At 50.4% G+C, this 13,711-nt stretch carries 9 protein-coding genes; 3 read left to right on the top strand and 6 right to left on the bottom strand.

From position 1 onward, the window contains the following. Positions 1 to 7: 7 nt before the first annotated feature. The 6 genes from LJN55_RS07510 to serC form a co-directional block, all read right to left on the bottom strand. Complete coding sequence (locus tag LJN55_RS07510; RefSeq protein ID WP_227535957.1) at positions 8 to 2,272, bottom strand: ComEC family protein; 2,265 nt, start codon at positions 2,270 to 2,272, stop codon at positions 8 to 10. 210 nt (positions 2,273 to 2,482) lie between these two features. Continuing rightward, positions 2,483 to 2,770, bottom strand: coding sequence for an integration host factor subunit beta (gene ihfB / locus LJN55_RS07505; protein ID WP_062743871.1), 288 nt, complete (start codon positions 2,768 to 2,770; stop codon positions 2,483 to 2,485). Between the two features lie 80 nt (positions 2,771 to 2,850). Further along, a complete protein-coding gene (rpsA, locus tag LJN55_RS07500) occupies positions 2,851 to 4,524 on the bottom strand; it encodes a 30S ribosomal protein S1 (RefSeq protein WP_133841034.1) in 1,674 nt (557 codons plus the stop codon). 153 nt (positions 4,525 to 4,677) lie between these two features. Beyond that, positions 4,678 to 5,361 carry a (d)CMP kinase gene (gene cmk / locus LJN55_RS07495; protein ID WP_133841035.1) on the bottom strand — a complete coding sequence of 228 codons (684 nt, stop codon included), beginning with the start codon at positions 5,359 to 5,361 and terminating at the stop codon, positions 4,678 to 4,680. A 148-nt stretch (positions 5,362 to 5,509) separates the two neighbouring features. Continuing rightward, positions 5,510 to 6,796: a 3-phosphoshikimate 1-carboxyvinyltransferase gene (gene aroA / locus LJN55_RS07490; RefSeq protein WP_133841036.1), complete on the bottom strand. Its 1,287-nt coding sequence runs from the start codon at positions 6,794 to 6,796 to the stop codon at positions 5,510 to 5,512. An 89-nt stretch (positions 6,797 to 6,885) separates the two neighbouring features. After that, positions 6,886 to 7,971 carry a 3-phosphoserine/phosphohydroxythreonine transaminase gene (gene serC, locus LJN55_RS07485; protein WP_133841037.1) on the bottom strand — a complete coding sequence of 362 codons (1,086 nt, stop codon included), beginning with the start codon at positions 7,969 to 7,971 and terminating at the stop codon, positions 6,886 to 6,888. Between the two features lie 309 nt (positions 7,972 to 8,280). Here serC and ycaO point away from each other — a divergent pair, with 309 nt between their 5' ends. The 3 genes from ycaO (at position 8,281) to pflB (ending at position 13,637) form a co-directional block, all read left to right on the top strand. Further along, positions 8,281 to 10,038: a 30S ribosomal protein S12 methylthiotransferase accessory factor YcaO gene (gene ycaO, locus LJN55_RS07480; RefSeq protein ID WP_159337133.1), complete on the top strand. Its 1,758-nt coding sequence runs from the start codon at positions 8,281 to 8,283 to the stop codon at positions 10,036 to 10,038. A 369-nt stretch (positions 10,039 to 10,407) separates the two neighbouring features. Next, positions 10,408 to 11,265 (top strand): formate transporter FocA, encoded by an 858-nt coding sequence (focA, locus tag LJN55_RS07475; RefSeq protein WP_159337134.1) that lies wholly within the window; start codon positions 10,408 to 10,410, stop codon positions 11,263 to 11,265. An 89-nt stretch (positions 11,266 to 11,354) separates the two neighbouring features. After that, positions 11,355 to 13,637 carry a formate C-acetyltransferase gene (gene pflB / locus LJN55_RS07470; RefSeq protein ID WP_133841040.1) on the top strand — a complete coding sequence of 761 codons (2,283 nt, stop codon included), beginning with the start codon at positions 11,355 to 11,357 and terminating at the stop codon, positions 13,635 to 13,637. Positions 13,638 to 13,711 lie beyond the last annotated feature (74 nt).

Raw genomic sequence — 13,711 nt, 5'->3', positions numbered from 1 at the left:
GCTCATTCTACCTGGAATCCCTGACTACGCCAAACCACTGATGATACCAACGGTTCATTATTTGTTCTCTTAACCCCATAAGTTGCCAGTTATCAACAAAAAAATGGGCGCTGATCTGTCCCGAAAGGGCCGTATCATGCCATTCGACGTGATTTTTATCGTAACGCTGGATAATCTTCGCAGCTGGTAGCCGCCAGGCACTGTAACGCGCGGCTGATGCGACCGCCGCTGTGGCGCCCACCGCGCGTAAGAAAGGTGGAGAAGAGGATGTTCTGCTACCGTGATGTGGAACTTGCAACAGATCCGCCGACAGGCTGGCACGCTGTTCTGCGACCAGTTTTAGCTCTGCCGGGGCCTCAATGTCTCCTGTCAGTAGCACTCGCCATTTTCCGTCCGTGATGGCGACGACACAGGATTGGTTGTTCCCCTCACCTTTTTCCGCCTCGGGTGGCCAGAGAACGCTGAACTGAAGTTCCTGCCAGCGCCAGCGAGTACCTTTGCGACAGGGTAAGTGCCCCCTACGCGCCAGAGCGCTGCGTACACGCGCCGCCGGGAATGCAGCCTGCACAGTTTCCAGCCCGCCAATATGGTCAAGATGGCCGTGACTAATAATAACATCGGTGACGTTTAATCCCTGCCAGTTGAGCCAGGGCAGGATCTGACTACGGGCAGCATCCCCTCCTGGCCAGCGGTTACCGGTATCGTATAGCGTTGCCTCGCCGTTACGAGAGACAACGACGGCTAACCCATGGCCAACATCTAACATATCAACACGCCAATGCGGATGGGATCCTACTTCGCGCCAGCTGCACAGCAAAAGAGCCGCACTAAACAGGCTGACAGGTGAGGTACGCCACCAGCCGAAACGCAGACTCAAAAGTATCAGCCAGCATAACAGGCTGGCAGCGCCCAATGTTTGGTCCAAAGGAAACCAGCCGCGAGGTAAATGTTGAAGAGGAATAAAAACCAGAGCCAGAGAGTGGTCAACCCATTGCCACAGTAGCGGGCTGACCCACGGCAACGGATTGCACACGATCGCCACAAGAATCAAAGGCACTGTCAGCATCGTGATTAACGGCACTGCCCACAAATTTGCTACCAACGCGCTCAAGCTAAACCCATGAAACAGCATCGCTTGTAGTGGCATTAATAACAGTAGCATTCCAATTTGAAGATGCAGTAAACGCAAGAGCAGCCAGCGTTTACCACGGTTAAAACGGCGAGGTAGAGGAAAAAAGTGAAACCACAGTAACAGACCCGCTACCGCCAGCGCTGACAGCCAAAGACTGTCAGAAAGTACGCTTAATGGATCAAAAAACAGGATCAAAGCGATGCACAGGCACCATACCTGCCAACTATGGCAGTGGATAAAACGCAAACGAAGCGTACTCCAGACCAGTAAAGACAGCATTGCCCGCAGCGCGGGGGGATTGCCACCGGATAACCAACAATAGGCTAATGCAATCATCAGGCTGCAATACATAGGCAATCGGTAGCCAATACACCAGGCAGGCAACAGGAACTGAACACCACGCGATAATAACCAGCCGAAACTCGCGGCAAGGGCAATATGCATACCTGAAATCGCCATCAGATGTGCCGTGCCAGTTTCACGCAATAGCAGATTTGTTTCCCTGTCGACTTCCGCTCTTTCGCCAAAGGCCAGTGCAGAAATCAATGCCTGCCACGTCAGATGACCATAGTTCTTTTGCGTTGCATTAATCACCCTGGCACGCCAGCTGCACTGTGAATCAATAACCTCTGTCGACACCACTCTGCCAGTGAGTGGCGTATGATTAGCCAGCGCAAAACGCTGTCGGTCAAATCCTCCTTCATTGAGCTGAGCATGCACTGGACGCAGAACAAGTTCCATGTTCCAGTGCTGTCCGGCGCAAAAGGCTATCTCCTGCGGCGGAACTTTCAAGGCGGCATAAATCGGAGGGAACAGAATCCTGTCTTTGTAGCGCAGCAGCCGTACTTTAACCATCTTCCCATCGGGTAGTACGTTTTCTACGACAATTTCTGCTTTCAACTGCCCGTGCGTCAGCTGTTCTATTTGATCCAACATGACCCGCCCAGCACAGACTGCCCAGAGGAACAAGACTAATATCAGCGCGACCAATTTTGCACAACGCCATCCGGACAGCGCCATGAGAACAGCTGCGGACAAAACGGGCAGGTCGTAGACAGCAGCAGGAAGCTTAGACAGGAAACTCAGCGGTAGCGTTGCAGCAATGACACTCCATGCCAGCCGGTTCACAGTTATCAACATGACACCTCCCTGTATCAATGATGACCAGTGTGCAGCAATCACTCCTGAAAGTCATATCACCCGGAAAGGATGTGGAAAACACCTCGCAAACAATTTTCGCTATTTGCAAATGTCATCAAGATTTTGTGCATAAACCAATGGTTTTATTTTGGGCAAAAAAAAACGACACCGGAGTGTCGTTTTATCGATTCATCGCAATACCCTAAGGTATTAACCGCCGTAAATATTAGCGCGATCACGCAACTCTTTACCTGGCTTGAAGTGTGGAACGTATTTGCCTTCCAACTCCACTTTGTCACCCGTTTTCGGGTTACGGCCAGTACGAGGTGCACGATAGTGTAAAGAGAAGCTGCCAAATCCCCGGATTTCAATGCGTTCGCCATCTGACAACGTTGTTGCCATATGCTCAAGCATCTCTTTTACCGCATCCTCAACGACTTTCGCCGGAATATGAGAGTGCTGGCCGGCAAGTCTTTCAATCAGTTCTGACTTGGTCATATAACCTCCGGTTAATCCTTGTTAGGAAAAGTTCTGACAGTAACGACGGTACAGGGCAGCTTGCGCTGCCCTGAAAGCGATTACTCGCCTTTAGCTGCTTTGAAAGCTTCAGCCATTGCGCTAGAGAAGTTGCTTTCTTCCTGTTTGGTGTTAACAGTATTGATTGCTTCTTTCTCATCAGCCTGGTCTTTTGCACGAACAGACAGGCTAACAACGCGGTTTTTACGGTCTACACCGGTGAACTTAGCTTCAACATCGTCGCCAACGTTCAGAACCAGAGTTGCGTCTTCTACGCGGTCCAGCGATGCTTCAGAAGCACGCAGGTAACCTTCAACGCCGTCTGCCAATTCAACTGTAGCACCTTTAGCGTCAACTGCAGTCACTTTACCGTTAACAATTGCACCTTTCTTGTTCAGAGAGATGTAGTTGTTGAACGGATCTTCTGCCAGCTGCTTAACGCCCAGGGAGATACGCTCGCGCTCTGCGTCAACCTGCAGAACAACAGCAGCGATTTCGTCGCCTTTCTTGTATTCACGAACTGCTTCTTCTCCGGTAGCGTTCCAGGAGATGTCAGACAGGTGAACCAGGCCGTCGATGCCGCCGTCCAGGCCGATGAAGATACCAAAGTCAGTGATTGACTTGATTTTACCTTCAACACGGTCGCCCTTGTTGTGGGTTTCTGCAAACTGCTGCCATGGGTTAGATTTGCACTGCTTCAGACCCAGGGAGATACGACGACGTTCTTCGTCGATGTCCAGAACCATAACTTCAACAACATCACCAACGTTAACAACTTTAGATGGGTGAATGTTTTTGTTGGTCCAGTCCATTTCAGAAACGTGTACCAGGCCTTCAACGCCTTCTTCGATTTCAACGAAGCAGCCGTAGTCGGTCAGGTTAGTTACACGACCAGTCAGCTTAGTGCCTTCTGGGTAACGTTTCGCGATAGCAACCCATGGATCTTCGCCCAGCTGCTTCAGACCCAGAGAAACACGGGTACGCTCGCGGTCGAATTTCAGAACTTTAACGGTAATTTCATCGCCAACATTCACGATTTCGCTTGGATGCTTAACGCGTTTCCATGCCATATCAGTGATGTGCAGCAGGCCGTCAACGCCGCCCAGATCAACGAATGCACCGTAGTCAGTAAGGTTCTTAACGATACCTTTAACTTCCATGCCTTCCTGCAGGTTTTCCAGCAGCTGATCGCGCTCTGCGCTGTTTTCGGATTCGATAACCGCACGACGTGAAACGACAACGTTGTTACGTTTCTGATCCAGCTTGATGACTTTGAACTCAAGCTCTTTGCCTTCCAGGTGCAGTGTATCGCGCACTGGACGAACGTCTACCAGTGAACCTGGCAGGAACGCACGAATGCCATTCAGCTCAACTGTGAAGCCACCTTTAACTTTGCCGTTGATAACACCGGTAACAGTTTCAGCATCTTCGTAAGCTTTTTCCAGTGTAATCCATGCTTCGTGACGTTTAGCTTTCTCACGAGACAGCAGAGTTTCACCGAAGCCGTCTTCCACTGCATCCAGCGCAACGTCAACTTCGTCGCCTACCTGGATTTCCAGTTCGCCGGCTGCGTTCTTGAACTGCTCTGCAGGGATCGCAGATTCAGATTTCAGACCCGCATCAACCAGGACTACGTCTTTGTCGATAGAGACAACAACGCCACGAACGATGGAACCCGGACGGGTTTCGATTGTTTTTAGGGATTCTTCAAATAGTTCAGCAAAAGATTCAGTCATATTGATAATCTTCAGGATTCTTCAATTTAACGTCCACCTGACATCCTGCCGGGTGGGGTTGTTTCACATGCTCCATGACATCCATATCACAGAGTTAGATAAATCATTCTGCAAGCCGAAGCTCATGCAGAGGTCATTAAGCGTAGTTGATATTTACGCCAGCGCGAGCTTCTCACGCGCATACTTTAATGCGATGTCGATAACCTGCTCGATCGACATCGTTGTCGAATCAAGCACTAACGCATCATCAGCCGGCACCAGTGGTGCAATGGCTCGATTACGATCTCGCTCATCACGCTCTTTTATCTCAGATAAAAGGCGCTCAAAGTTAACACTAAAGCCCTTTTCCTGCAACTGTAGCATACGACGGTTAGCACGTTCTTCAGAGCTGGCATCAAGAAAAATTTTCACTGGTGCATCAGGGAAAACCACCGTGCCCATATCGCGACCATCGGCAATCAATCCCGGAAAATCCCGGAAACCACGCTGACGACGCAGCAATGCTTCACGCACACGAGGGAATGCGGCCACTTTGGAGGCGGTGTTACTGACATCCTGAGTTCGGATTTCACCGGTAACATCTTCACCTTCCAGAATCACTTCCATTTCGCCGTTGTTAGAAACAAAACGCACATCAAGATGGGCGGCGATAGGAACCAAAGCTTCTTCAGAAGCCATATCCACCTGATGATGCAGCGCAGCCAGGGCCAGAACGCGATAAATTGCACCGGAGTCCAACAGGTGCCACTGCAACGCCTCGGCCATCGCTTTACACAATGTACCTTTCCCTGCACCACTTGGGCCATCAATGGTGATCACTGGGGCTATTGCCATCATGTCGTTCTCCTGTCGGTGGAATGCCTGGGCAACGGGTGCCCAGACAAATATCGACGCGCATTATACCCCTCATGCATGAAGCTGCAACTGCGTTGGTTGCGCACCGTATTCTGTCATAGGCGGCACGCATTCCTGACGAAGATGCCCGTTACGCCAGTTGACTGATACGGGCGAGCTGTTCGAAGTAGTCGGGAAACGTTTTCGCCGTGCATTTTGGATCAAGAATGGTCACTGGCGTTGAGGAAAGAGCAACCAGGGAGAAACACATCGCCATACGATGATCGTTATAGGTTCCAATTTCAGCAAATTTAACCTGCGCGGGTGGTGTAATGCGAATGAAGTCATGGCCTTCTTCAACTTCAGCACCCACTTTACGCAGTTCAATGGCCATCGCCGCCAGACGGTCGGTCTCTTTCACACGCCAGTTATAGATATTGCGCATAACCGTTGTACCTTTCGCAAACAGGGCAGCTGTTGCAATGGTCATCGCAGCATCAGGGATATGATTCATATCCAGATCGATAGCATTAAGATCCCCACGCGTACAGGCAATAAAATCATCGCCCCACTCCACGCTGGCGCCCATTTTTTCCAGTACGTCGGCAAAACGAATATCGCCCTGCATACTGTTACGGCCAATACCGGTAACTTTCACCGTTCCACCTTTGATTGCTGCCGCGGCAAGGAAATAAGACGCAGAGGATGCATCACCTTCAACCAGGTAGTCGCCGGGTGCCTGATACTGCTGCTGGCCACGAATGTGGAACGCGCGGTAATCTTCATTCTCAACGTTAACGCCAAAAGTCGCCATCAGGTTGAGCGTGATATCGATATAGGGTTTTGATACCAAATCGCCTTTAATCACAATGCGAGTATCGTTTTCGGCTAACGGTGCGGTCATCAGCAACGCCGTCAGAAACTGACTGGAAACGCTACCATCGACGGCGACTTCGCCACCGCGGAACCCGCCTTTCAGGCGCAGCGGCGGGTAATCTTCCTGCTCAAGGTATTCGACATCGGCCCCCCCTTGACGTAAAGCATCAACCAAGTGGCCAATCGGACGTTCTTTCATGCGAGGCTCACCGGTCAGAACGATGTCGTTGCTGCCCAGGCACAGTGCCGCCGCCAGAGGGCGCATTGCCGTTCCGGCATTGCCAAGAAACAGTTCCAGCGCGCCTTCTGCCTGAAGTGCACCGCCCTGACCTTCGACTTCACACACCGTGCGATCGGCAGACAGTGTGAAATGAACACCCAACGCCTGTAGTGCATTCAGCATATGGCGAACATCGTCGCTATCAAGCAGATTCGTCAGGCGGGTGGTGCCTTTTGCCAGTGCGGCCAGCAGCAGCGCGCGGTTAGACACACTCTTAGAGCCGGGAAGGTTAACGGTGCCATCGACCAGGGCGATAGGTTGTAACGTCAGGGAATCCTGCATGTGAAACGTATTCTCCAAAATAATTACAATGAAACCCCGCTGGGCTGCGGGGTTTCAGATTCAAAACTTACTGCCAATGCAGGCGTACCTTAGCCGTGGCGACGTTCGAAGTCGACCATAAAATCGGTGAGCGTTTTCACGCCCTGCAACGGCATCGCATTGTAGATCGAAGCACGCATGCCGCCGACCACACGGTGGCCTTTCAGAGCATGCAGACCTGCTGCAAATGACTCTTCAAGGAACAGTTTGTCCAGTGTGGCATCAGCCAGTTGGAAGGGTACGTTCATACGTGAACGGTTAGCGGCTACCACATCGTTGCGATAGAAACTGCTGTTATCGATGGTGCCATACAGCAGATCGGCTTTTGCCTGGTTACGTTTATCCAGTTCCGCCACGCCGCCCTGCTCTTTCAGCCACTTAAACACCAAGCCGGACAGATACCAGGCAAAGGTCGGTGGCGTGTTGAACATAGATTCGTTATCCGCCAGGACCTTATAATCCAGGATGGAAGGCAATTCTTTACGCGCCTGACCCAACAGATCTTCACGCACAACGACCAGTGTTAACCCGGCAGGACCAATATTTTTCTGTGCGCCGGCATACAACACGCCGTAACGACTAACATCGATCGGGGACGACAGAATCGTGGAAGAAAGATCGGCCACTACCACTTTATCACCAAAGTCCGGGGTTTCCGGGATAGCGATACCGTCGATCGTTTCGTTCGGGCAGTAATGAACGTAGGCAGCATCATCAGACAGTGCCCACTCGCTCATTGGTTTGATACCGCGCAGGCCATCAATCGTCGTTTTGGCATCGATCACATTTGGCGTGCAGTATTTCTGAGCCTCTTTTACTGCGCTGGCTGCCCAATAACCGCCATCAACATAGTCCGCCGTAGCATGCTGCCCCAACAGATTCATCGGGATGGCAGCAAACTGAGCGCGTGCACCGCCATGGCAGAATAAAACTTTATAGTTGGAGGGGATTTTCAGCAGATCACGAAAATCTTTTTCAGCCTCTTCCGCGACCTGAATAAATTCCTTACTACGGTGGCTGATCTCCATTACGGAGGTTCCTAAACCCTGCCAGTTGCAGAGTTCCTGTTCAGCGCGACGAAGTACTTCTACCGGCAACATAGCCGGGCCTGAGCTAAAATTGAAAACCTGACTCATTTCCCCTCACCACTTTCAGATCAATCGGTTTTGATTCCTCTATCGGTTTTATCATTGCCACCCCGTTGCTGCAATGATTTATCAGGTCGACCGACCAGTTCACCGGCCTGTGCCGCAACAGCTTGTAGGGGAAATGCAACAGCAGACGATATTTTGTGAGGTGTTTTCCTGTTTGAAAAACAGACCCGTTATCTTTTCATCCTAAAATGGCATTCTTGCGTTCATGAAATTAATGATGTCGGATAGCGATTCCGCCGGAAACCCCGTATCATTGCGCGCTTTCCGCACAATCAATAACGAGTGGGCAAAATGACTCAAACTTATATCCCAGGCAAAGACGCCGCGTTGGAAGTTTCCATCGCACGCTTTCAGCAAAAACTGCAGGATCTTGGCTTCAACATCGAAGAAGCATCCTGGCTGAACCCGGTCCCGAATGTCTGGTCAGTTCATATCCGCGATCGCGACTGCCCGCTGTGTTTTACCAATGGTAAAGGCGCGAGCAAAAAAGCGGCTCTGGCCTCTGCGCTGGGCGAATACTTTGAACGCCTGTCCACCAACTATTTCTTCGCTGACTTCTGGTTAGGCGAGAAGATCGCTAACGGCGACTTCGTTCACTACCCTAACGAGAAGTGGTTCCCACTGCCGGAAGATGACCAATTGCCAGAAGGCATTCTGGATCCACGACTGCGTAAATTCTACGACCCGGAAAACGAAGTGAGCGCCAGCGAACTGGTTGACTTGCAGTCGGGCAATGCCGCACGCGGCATCTGTGGCCTGCCGTTTACCCGTCAGTCGGATCAGCAAACCGTTTACATCCCGATGAACATTATCGGCAACCTGTATGTATCAAACGGTATGTCTGCCGGTAATACCGCCAACGAAGCCCGCGTTCAGGGGCTGTCAGAGGTATTCGAGCGCTATATTAAAAACCGTATTATCGCGGAATCAATCAGCCTGCCAGCCATTCCGCAAGACGTGTTAAATCGTTATCCGGGCGTTGTCGAAGCCATCGCCTCGCTGGAAGCAGAAGGTTTCCCAATCTTCTCTTACGACGCCTCACTGGGCGGTAAATATCCTGTTATCTGTGTGGTGCTGTTTAACCCTGCTAATGGCACGTGCTTCGCCTCCTTTGGTGCTCACCCTGACTTTGGCGTAGCGCTTGAGCGTACCGTCACCGAACTGCTTCAAGGTCGTGGCCTCAAAGATTTGGATGTGTTCACACCGCCGACCTTCGACGATGAAGAAGTGGCGGAACACGCCAACCTGGAAACACACTTTATCGATTCCAGCGGTCTGATCTCGTGGGATATGTTTAAGGATGACGCCGATTATCCGTTTGTTGACTGGAGCTTTAAAGGCAGCACTGAAGAAGAGTTCTCGACACTGATGGACATCTTCAAGTCAGAAGATCAGGAAGTTTACATCGCGGACTATGAGCATCTGGATGTGTACGCTTGCCGCATCATCGTGCCGGGCATGTCTGATATCTACCCGGCAGAAGACCTGCTGCTGGCGAACAACAGCATGGGTGCTTACCTGCGCGATACACTACTCAGCCTGCCGGAAAGCAGCTGGGAAAAAGAAGACTATCTGTCTCTGCTGGAGCAGCTGGATGAAGACGGCCATGACGACTTCACACGTGTACGCGAACTGCTGGGCCTTGCAACGGGTAAAGATAACGGCTGGTACACACTGCGTATTGGTGAACTTAAGGCGATGTTAGCACTGGCAGCAGGCGATCTGGAACAGGCATTGATTTGGACGGAATGGACCATGGAGTTCAATCAGTCGATCTTCAGCGCCGAACGCGCCAACTACTATCGCTGCCTGCAAACACTGCTGTTATTGAGCCAGGAAGAAGGTCGCGACCCTTTGCAGTATCATACGGCATTCGTCCGTATGTATGGGCAGGAAGCCGTAGACACAGCTTCAGCAGCTATCAGTGGTGAAGCGCCATTTTATGGTTTGCAGGCGGTTGATAACGATCTGAAAGCGTTCCCGGCACACCAATCTCTGCTGGCGGCTTATGAAAAACTTCAGGCGGCCAAACGTCTTTACTGGAAATAATTGACTATAAAAATAGCACCCGGTTAAAGGGGGTTATAAACAGACAAGATTATTTCACCGCAGCCGATCTCTATCTGCAGGTTAATAAAAGGTAACAGCGCAGGCTGTTACCTTTTTAATTGTTACAACCTGGCTATATTTACTCTCGTTTATTCACCCACTCTTTCGCGAAACACATCTGAGACTCAAATATTTTTTTAATAATTAAAAAAGTTTTATTTGAATAAAAACAACAACTTAAACAATAAACCCATGATAAAAATAGGGTCTTATCCGCGAATTAGCCGGGCCTATATGATCCACATCAAATTCTTTCCTATACTCCTTTGTTAGACTTTCCTCGCTGATTACTTTTGGGAGGACGTTAGTGTGAAAGCTGGCAACCCCTTTGATTTATTATTACCGTCAGAAATGGCGAAAGTTGCTGAAGATGCAGGTGTCTATAAAGCAACGAAACACCCCTTCACCACATTTTTTCTGGCAATTACCGCTGGAGTCTTCATTTCCATCGCCTTTGCTTTCTATATTACTGCGACAACGGGTACGGCTGCTGTCCCATGGGGGCTGGCAAAACTGGTTGGTGGTATCTGCTTTTCACTGGGTCTGATGTTGGTTGTGGTTTGCGGTGCTGACCTGTTTACTTCCACTGTTCTCACCGTGGTTGCTAAAGCCAGCGGTCGTATCAGTTGGGCGCAGCTCGCACGCAACTGGATTATCGTCTACGTCGGTAACTTTATCGGTGCCATCTTATTTGTCGCTCTGATTTGGTTTGCCGGGCAATACATGGCGGCCAACGGTGCCTGGGGACTGAATGTCCTGCAAACCGCTGACCACAAAATGCACCATACCTTCACTGAAGCAGTCTGCCTTGGCATTTTGGCGAATCTGATGGTGTGCATGGCAGTATGGATGAGTTACTCCGGTCGTAGTCTGATGGATAAAATGTTTGCCATGGTACTGCCGGTTGCGATGTTTGTTGCCAGTGGATTTGAGCACAGCATCGCCAACATGTTTCTCGTCCCGATGGCGATCATCATTAAAGACTTTGCGACTCCCGAATTCTGGCAAGCTACCGGAGCAAGTGCAGAGCAGTTTTCGCACCTCACCGTTGGCCATTTTATTACCGATAACCTGATCCCGGTTACCCTGGGCAATATCATCGGTGGTGGTTTGCTTGTTGGTTTAACTTACTGGGTAATTTATCTGCGTGATGGCGATCATCACTGATTCACCCACTAACAGAATTTTGCAACCGTCGGTGTGATGTCACACGGCGGGAACGTACAACGAACTTCACGTTATAAGGTAGGTATCAAATGACCGAGCTTAATCAAAAAATGGCGACAGCCTGGGAAAGCTTTGCACAGGGCGAATGGCAGACCAGCGTTAACGTCCGTGACTTCATCCAGAAAAACTACACACCGTATGAAGGCGACGAAGCGTTCCTGGCCGGTGCCACTGAGGCAACAACTGCCCTGTGGGACAAAGTGATGGAAGGCATCAAACAAGAAAACCGCACTCATGCACCGGTTGACTTTGATACCGACCTGCCATCAACCATTACCTCTCATGATGCGGGCTATATCAATAAAAGCCTGGAAAAAATCGTTGGTCTGCAGACAGAAGCTCCACTGAAACGCGCGCTGATCCCTTTCGGCGGAATTAAAATGGTTGAAGGTTCGTGCAAAGTGTATGGCCGCGAACTTGATCCTACCGTGAAAAAAATCTTCACCGAATACCGTAAAACCCATAACCAGGGTGTATTCGATGTCTACACTCCAGATATTATGCGCTGCCGTAAATCAGGTGTGCTGACGGGTCTGCCTGACGCATACGGTCGTGGCCGTATCATTGGTGACTACCGCCGTGTAGCGCTGTACGGTATCGATGCATTGATGAAAGATAAATTCGCTCAGTTCACCTCACTGCAGAGCGATATGGAAAACGGTGTTAACCTGGAAGCGACAATTCGCCTGCGCGAAGAAATTGCCGACCAGCATCACGCACTCCAGCAGATTAAAGAGATGGCAGCAAAATATGGCTGTGATATCTCTGGTCCGGCTACCAATGCAAAAGAAGCGGTACAGTGGACCTACTTCGGTTACCTTGCTGCGGTGAAATCCCAGAACGGTGCAGCGATGTCCTTTGGTCGCGTATCGACCTTCCTGGATATCTACTTTGAACGCGACCTGAAAGCAGGCGTGATTAACGAGTTGGAAGCACAGGAACTGATCGACCACCTGGTGATGAAGCTGCGTATGGTACGCTTCCTGCGTACTCCTGAATACGATGAACTGTTCTCAGGTGACCCAATCTGGGCGACAGAATCACTGGCAGGTATGGGCGTTGACGGCCGTACCATGGTGACTAAAAACACCTTCCGTTTCCTGAATACCCTTTACACCATGGGTCCTTCACCGGAACCAAACATGACCATTCTGTGGTCTGAAAAACTGCCACTGAACTTCAAAAAATACGCGGCAAAAGTGTCCATCGATACCTCTTCTCTGCAGTATGAGAATGATGATCTGATGCGCCCTGATTTTGACAATGATGATTACGCTATTGCCTGCTGCGTAAGCCCGATGATCGTCGGCAAACAAATGCAGTTCTTCGGTGCACGTGCCAACCTGGCGAAAACCATGCTGTATGCCATTAACGGCGGCGTGGATGAAAAAATGAAAATGCAGGTTGGCCCAAAAGAAGCGCCAATGATGGATGAAGTGCTGGACTACGATAAAGTGATGAACCGTATGGATCACTTTATGGACTGGCTGGCAAAACAGTACGTCACTGCGCTGAATGTTATCCACTATATGCACGATAAATACAGCTATGAAGCGTCACTGATGGCACTGCATGACCGTGATGTTTACCGTACTATGGCTTGCGGTATCGCAGGTCTGTCCGTTGCGGCTGACTCCCTGTCTGCTATCAAATACGCCAAAGTATCCACCATTCGTGATGAAGATGGTCTGGCTGTAGACTTCAAAATCGAAGGTGAATACCCGCAGTTTGGTAACAACGATTCACGTGTGGATGACATTGCCTGCGACCTGGTTGAACGTTTCATGAAGAAAATTCAGAAACTGCAAACCTACCGTAATGCAGTGCCAACTCAATCCGTACTGACCATTACCTCTAACGTGGTGTATGGTAAGAAAACGGGTAATACCCCGGACGGACGTCGTGCTGGCGCACCATTCGGGCCAGGTGCAAACCCAATGCATGGTCGCGATCAGAAAGGTGCGGTTGCCTCTCTTACCTCGGTTGCAAAACTGCCGTTTGCTTACGCGAAAGATGGTATCTCTTACACCTTCTCCATCGTGCCAAACGCACTGGGCAAAAATGACGACGTACGCAAAACCAACCTTGCGGGTCTGATGGATGGTTACTTCCATCACGAAGCCAGCATCGAAGGTGGTCAACACTTGAACGTCAATGTGATGAACCGTGAAATGCTACTAGAAGCAATGGAGAACCCGGAAAAATACCCGCAGCTCACCATTCGCGTATCAGGCTATGCAGTACGCTTCAACTCACTGACTAAAGAGCAGCAGCAGGACGTGATTACACGTACCTTTACACAGTCTATGTAAGTCGCTGCGCTCTATACAGGCTCCCGTAAGGGGGCCTGCTCACCTCCAGCCGGTTTTGTCAGTCGCCTGATACG

The sequence above is a fragment of the Erwinia rhapontici genome (assembly GCF_020683125.1).
Lineage (GTDB): Bacteria > Pseudomonadota > Gammaproteobacteria > Enterobacterales > Enterobacteriaceae > Erwinia > Erwinia rhapontici.
The sequence above is the reverse complement of the archived record's forward strand: the minus strand, read 5'-3'. Positions and strand labels throughout refer to the sequence as shown.